Genomic DNA, 19596 nt, shown 5'->3' on the forward strand with positions numbered 1-19596 from the left:
TATGGTTTTTATCAAATTCAGGACTTACGCAACTGGCACAGCGATAGCGAAGCGCTGCTGCGAAGCGCAGATCGCATAAGAACACCACGAAAGCGCGATCGCTCAGAAAAACTACGCTATGCCCCGTATGGCAAGGCGTTTCTCCTCATGCACGCGATCCTTCCTGATGGATGATGGCGATCGCTGTGCTAATCTTTGCGGACATACTGGCGGATACGTTGAGCCGTCTCTTCTGCCCGAACTTGTGCGGTTGCCTGCTTGCCACTTTCGGGTTCCCAGTTGTACTCGCGACTGGAATAGTACTGAATTGCAACCTGTCTCTTGGAAGTCAACACCAAAACGATCTGATAGTTGACATCGTAGAATTTGTCACCATCACTATCTTCTTTTGGAACTAGTCTTCTAGTAGGAGTCAGCTGAACCTGAACATCAACAAAATCACTCAGCGTGTAGGTCTTGACCGTATTACTGTCCTGGGAAATGATACAGTGGGCTGACCGATCGAAGACCCAAACTTTAGATGATTGCACGTTCGCTCTCAACCACTGTGCGATCCCTTTTGCGTATGGGTTTGGAGCTACATATTTGTCAATCCAGGTTTGCCCAAATCCAAGTGCCAATTGCCAGGGACGGTAAACTCGACGACTGACCTCATCTGCTATTGGCTGCACTTGTTGCCACTCTGCTCCCTCCCAGGGAGACTTTACAGATGGGTGAGCCTGCCCACACAGACAAAGTAACTCGCCCGATCGCATTTCGACAAAGAGCCGCACCTTTGCCCAAGGGTCTACATCTAAAATAACCCGATGAATATCTGAAAAATCATAATGTTCCTGGCGTTGTCTCCACAGACTCCCATATTGGTAAGTCAGTCGATTCTGGGTTTGGTCAATGCAATAAGACTCGATTAATTTAGAGCGGATACTCAAAAGACTGACATACAGCGCGTTGATTCCCACAAGGAAGAACATGCCAGGGAGTAACCCAGACCACTGCAACCAGTCCACCTGTGCAATGCTTAAGCGATTTGCTGTAGGGTCTTTTAGGAAGGTGTTGATGCGATCAACACTCTCCTGTGTATTATCCAACCCAGAAGTTTTATATTCCCTTAAAGGAACTTCACCTTCACTGGTTTGTAACAGAACTTGGTAAAATACCCCATCATCTACATTTGTTGTCAACTCCACAGCCTGCAAATTACGAATGGGTGTGTTCTGCCACACCCCCAACCCCAACCAGCCCGGTTTGCTTAACTGACACGTAACCTGCGTCGGTTCTATCCGTTGGCAGTTCAATTTTGCAGGCCCGGTCCAGAGAAGGAATCCAACTCCTATCCCGGTCACGAGAATTTCTCGGAACACACGACCGAAGGACACGTAATTCTGGCGGAGAACTAATTTATTTGGAGACTGTTCAGCAATTTGCGTCATAGCAACTTTGAAGCAAGGATTGAAAATAAGAAATGTTGATGTTTCAGCTTTAGCAACCGAAGACGACTTCCTACAAGAACCTAACAAATTGGTTTTGCCATGCTGGGGCTATCAGCATTGCTACAGGCATCAGAGCTTCTGTTTAATTTAATACGCTTCGCTGGTGCTATATATTTGTTCTTAGGAGTACAAATGTTGATGAGCAAGCAGCAGGTTCAGTCATCAAAAACGGTTACTCCAATTGTTTACCGAAGACTTTTCTGGACTGGATTGGTCACCAGTATCACTAATCCAAAGGGAATTTTATTCTTCTTTGCATTCCTGCCAGAGCTTGTTGTTACCACTACAAGTCCCGTACCATTGCAAATGTTTGTCGTAGGGTTGACATTCAGGTTCTCAGGAGAAAATTAGTTGCTCAACTCAGGCGTCCAGCGTTAGCCATGTCCTTGGCCTAATTGTGGAGATGCAATCTGCGCTTCGCAGCAGCGCTTCGCTATCGCATGTGACAGTTGTGTAAGTCCTGAAATTATTTGTTGTGCCAAAGAGCTATTTAATCAAGCCGCCTATTTTAAATTTTGAGTTATGCAATCACCGGCAATTTTACGCTTACAGAATGTAACGAAGCAGTTTAGTCAAAATGCAATTCCGGCTGTTGAAGATGTAACGTTGACCTTGCAACCAGGGGATTTGTTGGGATTGCTGGGGCCATCTGGCTGCGGTAAAACTACACTGTTGCGGCTGATTGCGGGTTTTGAACGACCTTACCGCGGAAGCGTGGAGATTGCGGGACGAACGGTAGCTGATTCCCGTTGTTGGGTGCCGCCAGAGCATCGGGACGTGGGAATTGTCTTTCAAGACTATGCCCTGTTTCCTCATCTGAGTGTGGCGGAGAATGTTGCTTTTGGGTTGCAACAGTTGAGTAAACAGCAGGTCAAGGAACGCACGCAAGATGCGATCGCGCTTGTCGGTCTGCAAGGATTAGAAAAGCGCTATCCTCACGAACTCTCTGGCGGTCAGCAGCAACGGGTTGCCCTCGCCCGTGCCTTAGCACCGCGACCCAAGTTGGTTCTCCTCGATGAACCCCTCAGCAATCTCGATATCCAAGTACGTTTGAGGTTGCGTGAAGAAGTGCGAGAGATTCTCAAGGCAATTGGCACTTCAGCAATTTTTGTCACCCACGACCAGGAAGAAGCACTTGCCATCTCTGATTGGGTGGGTGTTATGCGTCAAGGACATTTAGAGCAATTGGGCACACCGGAAGATATCTACACCCACCCCGCCTCGCGGTTTGTTGCCGAATTTGTTACTCAAGCCAACTTCCTTCCCGCCCAACGCCAAGGTCATCTGTGGGAAACAGAAGTCGGTTGTTTTGATGTCGCCCTTAACGGACGGCAAGACCCCATTTCTAGCCTCACCGGCGAACTCATGATTCGCCAGGAAGACTTGATCTTACAGCCATTTCCTGATGCACCTGTTGTCATCCGAACCCGGCGCTTTTTAGGGCGCGAGTACCGATATTGCCTCCAAACTCCCTCTGGTAAAGAACTCCACGCTCGCACGATGACTGATACCGCCTTGCCGGTAGGAACGCGAGTGCAGCTATCGATTGCCGGTGATAGCGTTCGAGTTTTTCCCAACTAAAACTCTCGATAAATTAGGGAAATTGCTCATAGCCCCCTTTTTAAGGGGGTTGGGGGATCTCCAAATCCGACCCGGCGAACTGGGCTTGGTCGGGGCTTTTTGATTGCCATGCCCCTACAAATGTATCGCACTCAACAGCGACGCAAGCGAGTGAGTAGCAGCACAATTTCGTCCATCGCCTGCCGTATCGTTGGGGCAGATTGGTCGGATTGATTGACGAGAATGCTAAAAACGATCGTTTGATACTCTGGATGATTCATATACCCAGATAAGGAAACCGTTCCACTCATCGTTCCTGTCTTCGCTTGCACAATGCCTTGGGCTGGAGTATTTTGAAAGCGACTTTTTAGGGTGCCGCTGACACCGGCAACCGGGAGAGAGGCGCGGTAAATTGCGGCTTCTTTGGTTTGCGCGATCGCTTCGAGAGTCTGCACCAGTGCTTTTGGACTCACTAAGTTGTGACGAGACAACCCGGAACCATCAGCCATCACGTAACTGTTGGGATCGACGCCTAATTCCGTTAAAGCTTGTTTAACAGCAGCTAACCCCATTGCAGCCGAATTCTCTGAAAGTGTGGTTTCCTCGCCTTTACCGGCGGCACCCAGGGTTCGCAATAAAGCTTCTGCGTAGAGATTATTGCTGTTTTGGTTCGTCTCCATCAACAGAGTCTCCAACGGCGGCGACTCCACAGCAGCTAATTCCCGTTCGTCCCCCCTTTCTCTGCCAGATCCCACCTGCGACTGTGCGATAGGAATCCCTGCAATTACTAAAGCCCGCCGGAAGTGCTGCAAAAAATACTGGGCGGGGTCGAGAACTGCCACACCCAAGGATGCAGGTTCGGCACCCGCAGGCAACTGACCTTTAATCTGTAATACGGGTTTCCCCAGTACAGCGCTAACGGCGATCGCTGCCGGTGATTTCGCTTCCGCTGTCACCGTATTATTTTCCAGTCGCCATTGCGCGATCGCAATTGGATCGATCCAAGCGGTTTGTAGCGGTTGCCCAGGCGATCGCGGTGATAGGGTTAGCACAGTGGCATTTTGATTCAAAATCAAACTATTAACGGGTGCCGCATAAGCTGCCTGAAGGTCTCCCCATTCCCAACTGGGATTTACTGCCTGCCCTTGAAAGTAATCATCCTCGACAATGAGCTGCTGCACCTGACGAATTCCCTGGCGCTTTAGCTGTTGTGCCAAGCCTCTTATCTGGGTATCGCTAAAACTGGGGTCGCCTCGTCCGACAACGCGCAATTCTCCCCCGTTTGTGCCATAAACTGAGGTGCGAATCCGAAACTGAGAACCTAATTTGTTTAAAACCGCTGCTGTTGTCAACAGCTTTGTATTCGATGCGGGGATAAAGTAACGGTCTGGTTCGCGGCTGTAGAGGGTGCGTTCTGGAAATTTTGAATTTGTCGATAATGGTTCTATTAAAATTCCCCAACGAGTACGAGAAAATTCCGGGCGGTTGGTGACAGCTTCAATCGCGTTTCCTAGTTGGGCAGGACAAACCAACGCAGGGGATTGAGGTTTTTCTGCTTGAGAAACCTGCTTTGAATTTATCGAAGGATCCGGAGAAACAGCGGGATTATTTGCCCTCGCCGCTTCCTGCCAGGCTAGCAATTGTGTGTTTAGGAGCAACAGGAAACTCAGGCATTTACTGATTTTAGTAATTTTTAGGAATAAGTAGGGCCGCGGGAAAAACCTAAAAATAGATAAACTTGTTTTTTTGGAACTACAGATTTTTTTATGCTGGGATAAGCTGATACTTTCTTTTGACAACCTACTTACCATTCAGATTTTTCCGAATAAAACTGATTTGTTAGTGAAAATATTACCTTAGATAGGTGCAAAAGCACAACTTGGTTTAGCAATAAAAATATTTCTAATGGTAGAGCTTATTGAGTCTTGAAAAGTGAATAAAATACAGAATAATCATAGCTTTTTTTGTATTTACAACCGAAAAAAATAGGTACTTATAATCATGGCACTTCAAGAGCGCGATTTTGAGAAAAGCAATCGCCATACAGAGGGACCCCGTCGGAACAACGGAAGTAAATATTTTTTGGTTGCTCTATTAAGCGCACTTTCGACATTGGGTTTAGTTGCTGCTGGTTGGTGGCTGTATCAGCGAATGCAACAAGAAAATGCGATCGCTCCCGCAGAAGTTCCAGTGACGACTGCTAGCCCAATCGTCAGCCCAACCATTAGCCCCACCATCGCCCCAACTGCTCCAGTCGCCCCAGCACCCAGCCTTGGCATTCAACCCGGTCAATTTGTTCAGCCTGCTTTAAGCAACAAAGGGCAGGTAGAATTAATCGCTGTCCGCAGAATTCTCGGTGCGCCCGATGAAGTCAGCGTGGATATGCGAATTAATCGTCTTGCAGACGATGTGGTGGGAGGAGACCTGATTAATGCCGGTGGGACAACCGCCCGGAATCCGATTACCAGCGAAACTTATCAAGCACTCGATCCCTTAAAGCGTTCATCAGGAACGGTTTCTTTATATCAGATGCGCCGGGGGCAACCGCAAGAAGGCTATGTCGTGCTAAAAGTCCCCGCAGGTGTTAGTACCCTCGATATCTATGTCGATCAAACGCAGGCGTTTAAAAATGTGCCGATTGCGGATGCGAACACCAGCCCAGTGGGTGGAACCGCCCCCGCTTCCCCAGTACCCACCATCGCGCCATCGCCCCAAGCTCAAGCACCCGCGACTACTGCGCCAGCTGCGCCAGCGCCCAGCGCTGACATTCAACCCGGTCAATTTGTACAGCCTGCCTTGGGCACCAAAGGACAAGTAGAGTTGCTGTCTGTGAAGCGAATTCAAGATCCCGAATCCAGAAACCGCGACGTGGTAAACGTGCAGATGCGCGTCCGGCGTCTGTCAGCGGATCGAGTGGTTGGAGGTGACATCATTACTGTGGGCGGAACCACTGGACGGAATCCAGAGACGAGCGAAACCTACAAAGCCGTTGACTTGATTAATCGCTCGACGGGAAGCGTTTCTTTGTTCCAGCTGCGCCCACAAGCCTCGGCAGATGCCTATGTCTGGCTGAGGGTGCCAGAAAACGTCAATTCTATTGACCTCTACGTGCCGGAGGTACAGGCATTTAAGAATGTGCCCATTTCTAAATAGGAGGGAATCGGTAATGGATCGTGGAGATTTGTCAGTCATTATTCGTCCATAATCATGAGTCTTTAGTCATTTCTTCTGAGTTCGTTGCTTCTGACTCACGATCCATTACCCCTTACCAAAACGTATGAGCAATTTTTTATCTGGCATCGCAGTTGTACTTTCAATTTTGGCGATTATTGGCAGTGGCTTCAGTGCCTATCAAGTTTTTGAACTGCGGGAGGAACTCAACGCGATCGCTAATTTAAAAAGCGGTTCGACGCCTATCGGAGAGCCAACATCTAGCCCAACACCAGATGCAGACAGCACTCCCACCGTCAGCCCTACTAGCGCCGCCTCTCCAGTGCTTACTCCGACTAACGCCACCAACACCAACGCCAAAATTCAACCAGGGCAGTTTGTGCAACCGGCTTTTAACAGCAAGGCACAAGTAGAATTACTCTCGGTAAGGCGCGTTGCCGATCCAGAAACGGGATCTCGGAATGTCGTAAATATGCAGTTTCGGATTCGACGGGTTGCAAGTCCGACCGATCCAGATATAGATGTTTTAAACCCATCTGCAATAACTGCCCGCAATCCGAATACAAACGAGACTTACAAGGCGGTTTCTCCTAAACGTGCGACTCCTTCAGTGGATTTTGGCAGCATTGGACAAGGTGCCTCAGCCGATGCCTATGTTTGGCTACAAGTTCCGCAGGGAATCAATACGTTAGACATTTATATTCCCAATACCCAGCCATTTAAAGGCGTGCCGGTTTCTAATTAATTTAGCGAGGGTAAATGCAAAGTTCGGATAACATGGCTCGTTAAACAGCGAGATTGTAGAGACGCAATTCATCGCGTCTCTACGCAGCGAAAATTCTCGCGTTTTTTTACGAACAAAACTGGATTGAGTCCTATTGAATTTGTCAAATATTTTTTTAACAAACCGCTTTGGCGAGCTAAATTTTTGAAACCAAACGAAGACTAAGGATAAAACAATGATGATAAGCAATCTGCCTAACCGGACAAACGCGCATTCCACTTCTACAAAATCACCACCCCAATTGGGGTTGGTGTGCATCACAACGTCTGACAAAGTGCGTTACCGCGCCCTCACTCGCAAACGACTATTGCAACTAGAAACAGCGGAACAGCAGCAAGTGCTGCGGGAGCTGTATACCGACAATTTGCAACGCCTAAATAATGCGCTGGATTTCTGCGTAGAAAATAATCTCCGGCTTTATCGACTTCCCTCAGGGATATTTCCTTTTGCCGATACTGATTTGGGTGAGGCGATGCTAGAGGAATTTACGGAACAGGTGCGAGCAACAGGCGATCGCGCAACGGTTCTTGGTATCCGATTAGTCGTACACCCGGATCAGTTCGTTGTCCTCAGTTCAGATACACCCTCTGTGATTGAGAACAGTATCAAGATTCTCCAGATGCACGCCCGGAATATGGATTTATTGGGGCAACCCCGATCGCCTTGGGCGATGATGGAGATACATGGTGGTAAGGGCGATCGCGCTGAGCGGCTGATCCAAGTCATCCGCGATTTACCCGATGAAATTCGCTCAAGATTAGCCCTAGAAAACGACGAATACGCCTATAGTGCGGCAGAAATTCTCGCTGTTTGCCGCGAAGCTGGCGTGCCAATGGTCTTTGACGCCCATCACCACGTTATTCACGAAAAGCTGGACAGCTACGAACACCCCAGCATCGCCCAGATGAAGGCAGCAGCACGGACGACTTGGCCCGTGCCAGAATGGCAGCTAGTTCATATCTCTAACGGGCGGGAATCCTTTGGCGATCCGCATCATAGCGATTTTATCACCGTGATGCCCAGTGCCTACTGCAACGTTCCCTGGATTGAGATAGAAGCGAAACTGAAGGAAGAAGCGATCGCGAAACTGCGAGAAGAATGGTCGCCTGTCTTTGGCACCGCACCCCCACCCAAACCGCTAGAAGAGAAGCCACAGGACAAGGTTACTAAACCGAAAACTCAGCAAAAAAAACGGACTTCTAAGAAAGCTGAACAACCCAAGGACAAAGTTTTGAGTTCAAACTTGGACGGTGAGTAATAATCTCTTTGTGAACCTTAACGTTTTCCTTGGCGTACCTTTGCGTTGAATATTGCAACTTAATTTGGTAATCCTAAACAGGTAATGATGTGTTCTAGTAATGCACAAAATACCAAATTGCCCAGAAGTGTTGAGCTATCTTTCAACACTTCTGCCAGTTCTTAAGAAAATTTGTCCCGTCACTCATCTCTATAATTATCGCAACAGACATAGAAAAAAGATTATGGAACACGCCAAATAAGGATTTTAGCCAGGTTCAATCAAGTTGAACCATCAAGTTCAAATAGATGTCTTGCAAACCGTCATTTAGCTGGCATAATTTTAGAATTTATAATTATAGGATTGACTCAAAACTTACAATTAAGTTTATTAATTTTAGAGTATTTTGTTGCTTGTTTTATGATATAGAAATCGCAGCGGTACCGATAATCAAGGGCATCTGATACCACTTGACACGCACTACCAGAGGCAAAGGCTGATATGGGATTTGAGAGAACGCATTCATTACAAAAGCAGAAGTCTTACATACCACAGCCGACGATTCAGTTGAGAAGTCGCCCGTTTGCGGCTCCGATACAGATGAAGCCGAAGGAGCAACAGACACCAGAAGAATTAGCGAATCAAGCTTTTAATCGGAACAAGTTTGAAGCTTTTGGACTCCAGCTCAAGGAAGAGCGTGGCACCATCACCCCGATCGAGCAGGAACAGTTAGGTCTGTTGCAAGCGAAAATGAATGATTTCTGGGAGCAGAACCAGGAAAGGGCATCGCGAAGCGGATTTGACTTTTCTAAGGTTGCGGTTACTTCGCCTGGGGAACAAGTTGCCCCACAAATCCAGGCTATGGGTCGGCTGGGGACACCTGGAGTGCAACTGGGGGGAAAGCGATCGCCCTTGAACTCTTCGCAACAGTTGTCAGAACCACCAATACAGGCAAAGTTGACCATTGGGGAGCCAGGAGATAAGTATGAGCAGGAAGCGGATCGTGTTGCGGCTCAAGTAATCAATCGCTTAAATTCTCCAACAACCTTGCAACCTTCACTGGGAAAAACTGTACAGCAAAATAGGGGAGCTATTCAGCGCCAGTTACAACCACAGCCTAAAGGAAAGTTAGTTACTCATGTGAATCATAGCCCTACACTCCAGCGTGCGAAAACAGTAGCAAATGATGTAGCTGGTGTAGCCCGGAATGAGCTTTTTGGGGACGAGACCGCTCGTCGTAATACCTTGGGTGGGGGATTAATAAATCCTAACGCTATCGCTACGCAAGCGGTTTCGATTCAAAGCACCAATGGAAATACTCTTACAGGAAAACTCTACAGACCTGTTGGTGGTGGAGCAAACACAACAGTTCTGACTTTATCGGGAAGTGGGAGTTCAGCAGAGGACTATATGACAAAGATTGCTCGTGAGTATGTTCCTGCTGGGGCACAAGTTTTAGCTATAAACTATCGAGGGTTTGGAGACAGTTACAAGACCGTCAATGGACCCGGTGGCGGCGGGGGCGATCCAAGCGAAGCCGGACTCTATGAAGATGCCGAAGCTATGTATGACTATGTGAGAAATACATTGAATGTCCCATCAACTGACATCATTGTTCATGGCTATTCGTTAGGTAGTCCAGTAGCTGCTACTTTAGTCAAGCGAGTTATGAAGAGTCGGGGCGAAAACGTGAAAGCTTTGATTTTAGACCGGGCAATGCCAAGCACCTACAAAGCAGCAAAAGCGAAGGGTAGCAATGAAGTAGAGGCACGTATTGGTCAAGCTTTAGCAGGCGACATGGATACGAAAGCAAAACTTAAAAAGATATTGAGTTTGGCGGGAGGAGCCAATTTACCTATACTCTTTACAAGCGGTGGAGCAGCAGACGTATTATCTGCTGAAGATCAGGCACTTGCAGCTTGGGCAGGGCAAAATAACAAGTTTGGCAACAATGCGACCTCTGTTGTAAATCCGAATGCTGATCACGAAGATCATCGGCTAATTATGAATATGCTAATTCCTGAATTACAAGTGCAAGGGTTAATCTAGAGGTCGATGTCAAACAAAATTTCATGTATTGAAATAAATTCTCAATAAAAAACGTGGTACAAAAGAAAGAATTTCTGCAATTTTCTAACGGAATCTAATGTGAAATTCTCTTTTTAGGTTCAATAACGCAATTGATAGTTATCTAAATCCCTGTACATCGGCAACTGTCCATTAAGCATTCCTATCCACCAGGACTCAAGAATCGCTGAAATTGTCCTGTTTATTGCATCTCATGAGTGATACTCACAACTAACCTCTAAAACATCAATCAACACTGCCATGCTCAACCTGTCCCCCAAATTTTCAGTGGCGATCGCTATTGTCACTCTTGGTACTGCTGCGATCGCAACCAGTCAAGCCCAAGCGTCTATCGTTACCTATGACTTCACGGTTAATGTGACTCAAGGGTCATTAGCCGGACAATCATATAGTGGAACGCTTAGCTACGATGATTCAACCTTAAAAGGCACTGGAGTTGAAAAATTGGGCGTTGCTCAGGGCTTAAGAGTTTGCATGAATTATTTCGGACGCAATTATACAGAAGCGAGCGATCGCGACTATCCAAAATTTCCAACGCTTGTGTTTAAAAACGGCGATATCAACCATCTAGACTTTTGGATACAGCCGCAAAAGCGTGTTGTCTGGTGGAACTTACCTGGATGGGAAGTCAATTTATCAAAGAGACAAGCTGGTGCTGACGTTCCAAATTGCGCTAAGTCTAATCCCTAATTATTACGCCATTTGTCATGAGTCATTAATCCGTAGCAAGGGCTAATGACTCACGAATCAATTACCCAAATAGCTATTTGCTATCGCCTTGACCTGTTACTTTCTCAACCAGTTCTTTGGCTCCTTCAACTAAGCCATTCTCTGCCTGTGGCCCTTTGTTTGCTTTTACACTTTCGTTGTAAATCTCATCCTGCTTATCTGGATTCCGAGCTTGTTCTGCGGCTTCTTCGTAAGCTTCTTCTCGAAAACTAGCGTCTTCAGTAGGGTCTGAAGTACGGTTAATATTTGCACTTGAGCTTGTCGCTGCATAAGCAGGCTGATTTGCAAAAATGAATAAATTGGAGAGGCTAAGCAAACTCACCGTAACCAGAATCAAAATACTGTTGCGAAATGCTTGCCCTAATGCTGAAAAAATGCGCTGCATTATTTAATTCTCCTTGTTGTTGTATTTCGTAGAATCTGGCAATACGCGAGAATCGCTGACCATCAAGGTCATTTATAGAACCAGTGGTCAATTGATTAGACCAGAGAGATTCTACGGGTATGGCGATCGCGCACCCTTCTGCCGCAAGATATATTCAAGGAGTCAAAATAATTAAAGATTGTTACAAGTCATAGGTCATGGGTCAGTAACAAAGAATGCATGACCCATAACGATGGACTGGTGACTAATGACTTAATTAGCCTTAGACAAGGGATTTTTTATTCGGATACCGCAGACTCAAACAATTGCCCAAAGGCATCTAGGATCTGCTTAGGGATGGCTCGCGGACGCATTGCGGCAAGATCCACCCACACCCACAACGCCTCTGCTGTCACTAATAGCGGAGCTTCTTCCTGTTTGCGGATTTCATAGCGGCGGATAGCACGGGTTCCTTGAATTAGGTGCAGCCAGGTGGTAATTTCTAAGCGATCGCCTGCAACAGCAGAACGCAGATAGTCTATCTCGATCCGCCGCATTACAAAGCCGCCGCCGAGTTCCTGGTAGACTTTCTGGTTAAAGCCGAGATGTTCATCGTGTTCGACTGCTGCATGTTCTAGGTAATGCTGATAGACTGCGTTGTTAACGTGCCCCAAGGTGTCCATCTCGTGGTATCGCACGCGCAGTCGGCTTATGAACTTTTGCATCCGTTAATCAGAATATTTTTTCCAACTTTCAGGCTAGCCCATCGTTTTACAGAATAAAAGCTCCTTTTGCATCCCTAAAGCTATGTGCCAAAACCGATACCGCTAGTCCCATCTTTTAAGCCACTTTGTTGATGCTTGTGTTCGTTTGTGTGTTCATTTTTCGGTTCATTGTCAATATCACTTTCATCGCGCGGCTGCAACAATGCCAGGTGAAAGGCTTGTCTTGTTTGGGAATTTAAGTAACGCTCTTGTAGGGGTTGCCACTCTTGCCATGCTTCATAAACAGTTTGATCTAGCTGTTCAGTTAGCGTCGGTAGTTGATGTTTGAGCTTGGAGTGCAAGACATCACTCAGCACATCTACTAAAACAACGCAGTCTTGAATTTTTCCCAAAGTTTCCTGAACTGACTTTACGTCTTGCAGATAACCTGCATAAGCAGGGCCATAGAAGTCAGAAAATAGTTCCATTTGGTAACGCACGCGCTTGGCTTCTTTTCGTAAGCTGTGGAGAACTTCTCCCTCATCTGCTAAAAGTCGCGATACAGCTGATTGTTTTAGTTCTTTGCCTTCAATCTGTCCGGCTTTAAATTCAACTCCTAGCAACCAACCTGGATGGAGCAATAACTGACTTATTTCTGGCAACAGTAAATCTGGCAGAACCGGCTCTACCGGCATCTGAGCAATTTCTTGATAAGTCGGATGCTTCAACCACCCTTGCAACGATTGCTTGAGTTTGTTGTATTGCTGATGCTCTAGGGTATCCCGGACTTGTTCTAGCGCGTGCTGGCGCTGTTTATCTAGAGCATTCATCGCCTCTTTTAAAGATTTCTGTTCTTTAGAGGGTAAATTCGGATGGTAACGATTTTTTAGGGCGTCCTGAAGCACGTCTAAATCCCGCAAACCGCCAAGACGATGACCAATTTTGCCAATCTTGTTTTCTTGGGCTGACTTGGGAAGATCCAGCGCGGGTGCAAAACCTTTTACCGCCGAACGCAGGCGACGAATTCCCACGCGCATCTGGTGTAACGCTTCTGGATCTTTGTCTTTGATAACGTCAGATTCGTGCTTAATCGTTTTTTGAAAGTGTTTTTCAATCGCTAGGTATGCCCAGTCTCCTAAAGTCTTGGCTTTTTCTTGAGTATGCTTTTTCATGACAATATTGGCTCTAAACGCGATGGATTGGATTAGTTAATAGCAGGACAGGGTTGAGTTGAACGGTTAAAGTACCACATTTCCACCCAGGTTTTGGTATTGGAGTCTATTGCATCCAGGGAGTATTTGTGATATGACCCGGATAGGAAACCCACAAGTCGTATCGGGTTACGGCTTCGCCAGTCTGTAGGTTTTTGAGGAACGGCTTGCCAGTCCAGATTTGGCAGCTACAGAGGTTTTTTACTTCCTGAATCTCAAAAAATTCAGCTTCGACGGGTTGCAGTCGAAAAAACTCAATATGCCAATGAGCGGGTTCAACGGCAACATGAGTAGTAGAGGAAGTCTTTTCAGTTAGCTGGGAATTTCGGTTATCAATCTGAATGGCGCTGGGGAGAAAATCGATATCCAGCACATAAGATTCAAACCCGTGCTGTCGGGCAAATTCTACGATTTGCTGCCAATCATAGACGGGTTTTTGCTCTCCCTGCTGGGGAGTATCATCTCCAAAGCAGTAACCGCCAAACAGCCAAACCAGTTTTGACAGGATCGATTCTACACGGAGGCGATCGCTTCTTAAAAGTTCTACATCTTCCGGTAGCAAGATGCGCCCTGGAACACACCACCAGTATTGCCAGAAAGTATTCGCATCTAAAGAAACTATCCGCTTGACGACTCCCGGAATGCGATCGCGTTGTTGGATCTGACGAATTTTTTCCTTAGATGCGCTTTGTCCCGAAATCGGCAAATCTCGATTTGCTGCTAGGGGATGTTCGGGCGCGGTCGTCATTTCTTGGGGGAAGAAGGAGTCGAGGTTCAGCACGGATATTCTCTCACTACACCTAATGCAGTGTTCCATTCTAGATCCTAGAATAGGCTCTTGGATCTAGAGATTTGTATACCTTTGGTTGAATAAGTTTAAGCTTCATTGGCTCTCTTTCGAGATAGAGGGAAATCACGCTAACCTTAAAAATAGAATGGTTAGTGTAGTGGTACGCTACTTGCAGACTGAAGACTAAAGAATAGACAGTAATAACTTCCATCAATTAGGGATGTGGCGTTTCAGACCACTCAACCTAGAGAATGTCTGGAAAGTTATAATCGAGATGCTTAAACGGCAAAGCGAATTTAGCCTTAACTTGAACAATGGAGAAACCCATTATTCGCAAAGTTTCAATGGGTAGTGCATAAGCTAAACTGAATTTACAAATACTTACGGCTACCTACTTATATGAATCGGGTAGAATTGTATAAGGATAAGATGAAGGGATAAGCGTGTGTTAGAAATTCTCCTCATTTTTGTTGTTAGTCTAATACCAGGGCTGCTTTCAGTGTGGCACGTTCGCAGGATAGAAGCACGAAACATGGCGGGTTTGCAAGCAGCGATGCGGAGGATAGAAGCTCGGCAAATGCAAAGAATGCAAATGCCTTCAGATCAACATTACATTGAAGGCGTGGGTTATTTAATTGGGGATATTACTTGTCAGTTTAATGCTCATTCTGCTTATATCCGTTGTGCAGTAAACCCCTTTGGCCCTTGCCACGAATGTTCTTCTTATAAATCTAGAGAATACAATTAAATTAACCTTATATAAATATGAAGATGTCTAAAATAGGCGTAGTTGATTAAAAATTCATTTAAAAAACATTTAATATTATCACCCTTGAAGCTTCAGGGTATTTTAATTTGCTTGTTTAGCAGCTTGACAAGATAAAAAATCTAATCCTAAGAAAATAGCAGCAATTGTTCCAGAAACACAAATTTCACCCTGAGCAATTGTTTCTTTGACTTTGGAGATAGGAATTAATATAACTTCAATATCTTCGGTGATATCTAGCCTTTGCTGACTGGCTAGACGCACATTTTCAGCTAGAAACAAATGAATATTATTTGTATCTTTGGGTGGATTATCATATAAAGTTGCCAGATGAATGAATTGCTCTGCAACATATCCTGTTTCTTCTTCTAATTCTCTGGCAGCGGCTACAACACTATCCTCTTCCGCTGGATGAAAAGCACCCGCAGGAAGTTCTAATAAAATTTCTCCGACGGCATGACGGTATTGACGGACAAAAACAATTTCTTTTTGCTGAGTGATTGGTAAAATAACAGCTATATCAGGTCGAATATTTACAAAAAAATCATCGACAATTTGCCCGTTGGGTAATTCGACTTCATCTTGTCTGACTTTACACCATTGATTATTGATCACCATTTTAGAATTTAAAATTTTCCACTTGCTAAGGTTTTTCATAAACTAATCCAAAGTAGATTCAAAAATCATAAAGCATACAACAATGCAGATTAGCGTAGAAACCTTTACAGTAAACAAGCGATTTCCTTTAACCATCAGTCGCGGGACGACAGCGCAAACCATGAATGTGTGGGTACGCGCGATCGCAGAGGGGATTGAAGGCTGGGGGGAAGCTTCGCCTTTTTCCATTGGAGTCGGACAACCGCGACAAACCACAGAGATTCTCTTGGAGGCATTGCAAGGCATCGCGCCGCTGTTGGAGGCATATAGCCCTTGGGAAAAGCAGAAAATTGAGGAAGTATTGCAAGCAGCGCAAATCCCTTCTGCGGCGTGGGCGGCAATTGATATGGCGTTGCACGATTGGCAGGGAAAGCGACTAGGATTACCGTTGTGGCGTCTGTGGGGGTTGGATCGAGATCGGATTGTTCCCATCTCTGTGACGATTGGGATTAATTCCCCATCGGGTGCTTTACAGCGATTGCGCGATTGGCGGCAGGTGACAGGGGCAAATGTTTTGAAGGTGAAATTGGGTAGTTCCGAAGGAATTGAAGCGGATCAAGCGATGCTGATGGCAATTCGGGAGACAGCACCGGATGCTCAGTTAAGCGTCGATGCCAATGGGGGTTGGAGTCTGGAAGACGCTGTGACGATGTGCAGTTGGCTGGCAAAGATGGGCGTTAAGTATGTGGAACAGCCGCTAGGACGAGAAGCAGAAGTCGGGATAATGGGGGAATCGTCGTTTAAGGAATTGTACACGCGATCGCCTCTACCCATTTTTGTAGATGAAAGTTGCTTTACTCGCAAGGATATCCCGCAACTGGCAGACCGCGTTCATGGCGTTAATATCAAACTAATGAAATGTGGCGGCTTAACGGAAGCGATTCGCATGATACATACAGCGAAAGCTTGTGGATTGCAGGTAATGTTCGGTTGCTATTCTGACAGCGCCATCTCGAATACGGCGGCGGCACAACTCTCACCCCTAGCGGATTATCTAGATTTAGATAGTCATCTGAATCTAATCGACGATCCTTTTATCGGTGCATCCATACAAGATGGACGGTTGCTACCCAACGATCTACCCGGATTGGGAGTTATCAGAAGGACGGAGAATATTAGCGAAGCAGCGCCTTAGTGCCGAATAGATTTCTGTTCCCTATTTTCTAAAAAGCTGTGCATTTGACATCTAAACATCGAGTCGCAATTCTGCTGCATGAAGGGATTCGCGGCATCCACGGCAAAACCGGACTGGCGCTATTGCGCTACAGTGAAGCGCTAGTGGTGGCAGTCATCGATCGCCAGTGTGCGGGAGAGTCGTTGCGGGAATTGACAGGTATCCCCCGCGAGGTTCCGATTGTCGCTTCTCTGGAAGAGGCGCTAGCTTATACACCCGATATCCTGGCGATTGGGATTGCACCGTCTGGGGGTGCCCTGCCAGCCGAATGGTGGCAGGAAGTAAAACAAGGGATAGCAGCGGGGTTGTCTATCGTCAATGGACTGCATACTCCAATGGCGTCCCATCCGGAGATCCAGACATTGTTGAAAGATGGGCAGTGGATTTGGGATGTGCGTCAGGAACCCGCAGGATTAAAGATAGGAAGCGGACAGGCGCGATCGCTCCCTTGCAAACGGGTTCTCGCAGTCGGCACGGATATGGCAATTGGCAAAATGTCAACCTGTTTGGAACTCAATAAAGCCGCATTGCAGCGCGGTTTGCGTTCCAAGTTCCTAGCTACAGGTCAAGCTGGTTTAATGATAGCGGGGGATGGTATACCGCTGGATGCCGTGCGGGTTGACTTTGCTGCGGGTGCTATCGAACAAATGGTGATGCTGTTTGGCGAAGAGCATGAGATTCTGTTTGTTGAGGGGCAAGGTTCCCTGTTGCATCCCGGTTCAACTGCAACGCTGCCACTGATTCGCGGGACTCAGCCGACGCATCTGGTGCTGGTACATCGAGCGCAACAAGCAACCATTCGTAATCATCCCCACGTTCCGATTCCGCCGCTGCCAGAAGTCATACAGCTTTACGAGGCAGTGGGAGCGGCTGCCGGTGCATTTGCGCCAGTGCCCGTGGTCGCGATCGCTCTCAACACTGCCCATCTTGACGCCGACACTGCACAACGAGCGATCGAGCAGATACAGGCAGAAACAAAGCGTCCCTGCACCGATCCAGTCCGCTTTGGTGCTGACACACTATTAGATGCCGTAATGTCTAATCCTTAATCTGTGGCTTCTGACTCTTCGCTGGTTTGACGGCTGTCGGCTTCGTAATTAGCAGCCAACCCTCCGCCTGATTAATCGCTTTCACCGGCTTTAAATTCAGCTGCTTGAAGGTGGGTTGGTCAAGTAAAAAATAAGGTTGAGCGTCACCTTTCCAACGCTGCTGGAGTTCGGCATCCGTTGCGGGGATGACTTGGCGATCGCTATAAAAATTCAGAGAAGGACGACCATGATCGTAGGATGTGTAGATTGGCTTATTGATGGGAGTTTTGCGCTTAATCATCGCGGCAACGGGTTTAACCGGATAGGCTTCTGCGAGTTCCCAATTCCAGTGCGGCGATGTCATGAGTAGCAGTAGCGTTACATACGTACCCCAAAATAGCAGGGGAATAAATTGCAGGTCTTTTTGATAAATCAAAACTGCCGTTATCAATAAAGTCAAAGCAGCCGATGCAAACACCAGTTGCAAATTCCAGTTCGGTTGGGGGCCAAACGCAGCAAAATAAAAACTACCGCTTAGCGCCGCTAAACCCATGACTGTCAAAAGCGGTACCCAAGAGCGGGGATAGGATTTCTTACTCGGCGCATTCCAAATTTCAGCAAGCTGGGCACCTCCCAATAAAGCCACTGCTGGGTAAATCGGCAGTACATACCAGGGAAGCTTTGTTCCCATCACCGAAATGGCTACTAGATAAACACTCATCCACACCAGTACCAGTTTTGCCCAGCTCATATTGCGATTTTCCCAAGCAAGGCGCAATCCTTGGGGCAATAAGAATAACCAGGGCCAACCGTACTTTAAGATTTCCAACAGATAGTACCAGGGGGGACCCGCGTGATTCTCGACGGGTGCCCAAATCCGCTGCAAGGATTGACTGAAGATGCCGGTGTTTACGAAAGCCTGCCCGTAGTGGAGAAATTGGGCACCATACCAAGCGGCAACTGGCACACTGCCCAAGAGCAAACCAATCCAGAAATAGAGGGAAGTTAACAGTCTGGGAGTATCCCAAGCTAAAAATACCAGGGCAATATTTAAAAGTAATAATCCCATCATGCCTTTAGTCAGGCAAATCAACCCAAACCCGATACCGGCACCGAGAGCGTAGCGCAAGTTTCGACGCGATCGCAACACGCACCACATCATGAACAGGAAAAAGCACAGCACTGCCCCATCCAGCATCGCCAGACGCCCATGACGCACAACGGGTAGTAGCGTTAAGTAAATCAAAGCCGAGAAAAGAGCTGGAAGGCGTCGCCGGAATAGTTCCCGTCCAATGCCATACAAAAGCGGCACACAAGCGGCACTCAGCAGCGCCCCAGGTAGGCGCGTTGTCCACTCATTTACACCGCCGATTGCGTAGGCACCGGCAATCAGCAGATGCATTAAAGGCGGTTTATTGAAATACTCCGTACCTCCCAACGTCGGGTACAGCCATCTCAAAGAATCAAACTTTGCCTGCCAAATCTCACGAGCAACCTGGGCAACCGTTCCCTCATCCCAATCCCGTAAAGGCAGTACGCCCAGATTGATTCCAAATAGCAGGATAGCCGCTAGGAATAACCCTAAGACCCACAGCCTTTCCACCCATCTGTCAGCTCCTCTAATCTTCTTTTTTGAACGACCCCACGCAAAAGTTTGACGATCCATATTTAACAAAGCCCGTGGTATTTAGCGGCAATCCAACTTCATTCCCTGCGATTTATCTAACTCAATCATCTGACTAAAATCACAAGGTAAGTTTCCATGTCCTTATGAAGTTTGCATAACTCTATAGAATAAAGCCGGATTTTCTATCTTAAAGTGACCGAGGAAAACTCTCGCCAT

General features: G+C 46.9%; 17 protein-coding genes. 9 read left to right on the forward strand and 8 right to left on the reverse strand.

What is annotated here, in order from left to right; translation table 11 throughout:
- Positions 1 to 188: 188 nt before the first annotated feature.
- On the reverse strand, positions 189 to 1430 hold the full coding sequence (locus H6F52_RS13585) for a hypothetical protein (protein WP_190535447.1): 1242 nt from the start codon (positions 1428 to 1430) through the stop codon (positions 189 to 191).
- A gap of 582 nt (positions 1431 to 2012) precedes the next feature.
- On the opposite strand from H6F52_RS13585, the gene H6F52_RS13595 reads away from it, so the two are divergent.
- Positions 2013 to 3071, forward strand: a complete 1059-nt coding sequence (locus H6F52_RS13595) for an ABC transporter ATP-binding protein (RefSeq protein WP_190535453.1) — start codon at positions 2013 to 2015, stop codon at positions 3069 to 3071.
- A 131-nt stretch (positions 3072 to 3202) separates the two neighbouring features.
- Here H6F52_RS13595 and dacB read toward each other — a convergent pair whose 3' ends face one another.
- Positions 3203 to 4708 carry a D-alanyl-D-alanine carboxypeptidase/D-alanyl-D-alanine-endopeptidase gene (gene dacB, locus H6F52_RS13600; protein WP_242033940.1) on the reverse strand — a complete coding sequence of 502 codons (1506 nt, stop codon included), beginning with the start codon at positions 4706 to 4708 and terminating at the stop codon, positions 3203 to 3205.
- A 343-nt stretch (positions 4709 to 5051) separates the two neighbouring features.
- Here dacB and H6F52_RS25250 point away from each other — a divergent pair, with 343 nt between their 5' ends.
- From H6F52_RS25250 to H6F52_RS13625, 5 genes are all read left to right on the forward strand, one after another.
- Positions 5052 to 6203 (forward strand): hypothetical protein, encoded by a 1152-nt coding sequence (locus H6F52_RS25250; protein WP_199300549.1) that lies wholly within the window; start codon positions 5052 to 5054, stop codon positions 6201 to 6203.
- Between the two features lie 124 nt (positions 6204 to 6327).
- The gene (locus H6F52_RS13610) at positions 6328 to 6966 is read left to right on the forward strand and encodes a hypothetical protein (RefSeq protein ID WP_190535458.1); all 639 of its coding nucleotides are present in this window, start codon (positions 6328 to 6330) and stop codon (positions 6964 to 6966) included.
- Between the two features lie 214 nt (positions 6967 to 7180).
- Positions 7181 to 8263: a UV DNA damage repair endonuclease UvsE gene (gene uvsE, locus H6F52_RS13615; protein WP_242033941.1), complete on the forward strand. Its 1083-nt coding sequence runs from the start codon at positions 7181 to 7183 to the stop codon at positions 8261 to 8263.
- A 480-nt stretch (positions 8264 to 8743) separates the two neighbouring features.
- Positions 8744 to 10291 carry an alpha/beta hydrolase gene (locus H6F52_RS13620; RefSeq protein ID WP_190535463.1) on the forward strand — a complete coding sequence of 516 codons (1548 nt, stop codon included), beginning with the start codon at positions 8744 to 8746 and terminating at the stop codon, positions 10289 to 10291.
- Positions 10292 to 10570: 279 nt separating this feature from the next.
- On the forward strand, positions 10571 to 11020 hold the full coding sequence (locus tag H6F52_RS13625; protein WP_190535466.1) for a hypothetical protein: 450 nt from the start codon (positions 10571 to 10573) through the stop codon (positions 11018 to 11020).
- Between the two features lie 73 nt (positions 11021 to 11093).
- Here the strand turns inward: H6F52_RS13625 and H6F52_RS13630 are convergent, their stop codons facing one another.
- The 4 genes from H6F52_RS13630 to H6F52_RS13645 all read right to left on the reverse strand — a co-directional run bounded on the left by H6F52_RS13630 (position 11094) and on the right by H6F52_RS13645 (position 14119).
- Positions 11094 to 11444 carry a hypothetical protein gene (locus H6F52_RS13630; RefSeq protein WP_190410708.1) on the reverse strand — a complete coding sequence of 117 codons (351 nt, stop codon included), beginning with the start codon at positions 11442 to 11444 and terminating at the stop codon, positions 11094 to 11096.
- A gap of 278 nt (positions 11445 to 11722) precedes the next feature.
- Entirely contained in the window at positions 11723 to 12148 is a 426-nt protein-coding gene (locus H6F52_RS13635; protein ID WP_190535470.1) for a thioesterase family protein, read from the reverse strand.
- An 80-nt stretch (positions 12149 to 12228) separates the two neighbouring features.
- Positions 12229 to 13299 (reverse strand): CHAD domain-containing protein, encoded by a 1071-nt coding sequence (locus H6F52_RS13640; RefSeq protein WP_190535474.1) that lies wholly within the window; start codon positions 13297 to 13299, stop codon positions 12229 to 12231.
- A 106-nt stretch (positions 13300 to 13405) separates the two neighbouring features.
- Positions 13406 to 14119, reverse strand: a complete 714-nt coding sequence (locus H6F52_RS13645) for a hypothetical protein (RefSeq protein ID WP_190535476.1) — start codon at positions 14117 to 14119, stop codon at positions 13406 to 13408.
- 454 nt (positions 14120 to 14573) lie between these two features.
- Between H6F52_RS13645 and H6F52_RS13650 the strand changes: the two genes are divergently transcribed.
- The gene (locus H6F52_RS13650) at positions 14574 to 14876 is read left to right on the forward strand and encodes a DUF6464 family protein (protein ID WP_190410712.1); all 303 of its coding nucleotides are present in this window, start codon (positions 14574 to 14576) and stop codon (positions 14874 to 14876) included.
- Positions 14877 to 14978: 102 nt separating this feature from the next.
- Here the strand turns inward: H6F52_RS13650 and H6F52_RS13655 are convergent, their stop codons facing one another.
- Positions 14979 to 15551, reverse strand: a complete 573-nt coding sequence (locus tag H6F52_RS13655) for an NUDIX hydrolase (RefSeq protein WP_190410713.1) — start codon at positions 15549 to 15551, stop codon at positions 14979 to 14981.
- A gap of 43 nt (positions 15552 to 15594) precedes the next feature.
- Between H6F52_RS13655 and H6F52_RS13660 the strand changes: the two genes are divergently transcribed.
- Positions 15595 to 16686 carry a dipeptide epimerase gene (locus tag H6F52_RS13660; RefSeq protein ID WP_190535479.1) on the forward strand — a complete coding sequence of 364 codons (1092 nt, stop codon included), beginning with the start codon at positions 15595 to 15597 and terminating at the stop codon, positions 16684 to 16686.
- Between the two features lie 38 nt (positions 16687 to 16724).
- Positions 16725 to 17774 carry a DUF1611 domain-containing protein gene (locus tag H6F52_RS13665; protein ID WP_190535482.1) on the forward strand — a complete coding sequence of 350 codons (1050 nt, stop codon included), beginning with the start codon at positions 16725 to 16727 and terminating at the stop codon, positions 17772 to 17774.
- Here the strand turns inward: H6F52_RS13665 and H6F52_RS13670 are convergent.
- Complete coding sequence (locus H6F52_RS13670) at positions 17764 to 19419, reverse strand: glycosyltransferase family 39 protein (protein ID WP_190432766.1); 1656 nt, start codon at positions 19417 to 19419, stop codon at positions 17764 to 17766. The two genes, H6F52_RS13665 and H6F52_RS13670, sit on opposite strands and share 11 nt — an antisense overlap.
- Positions 19420 to 19596 lie beyond the last annotated feature (177 nt).

Source organism: Coleofasciculus sp. FACHB-542 (genome assembly GCF_014695825.1).
GTDB lineage: Bacteria > Cyanobacteriota > Cyanobacteriia > Cyanobacteriales > FACHB-T130 > FACHB-T130.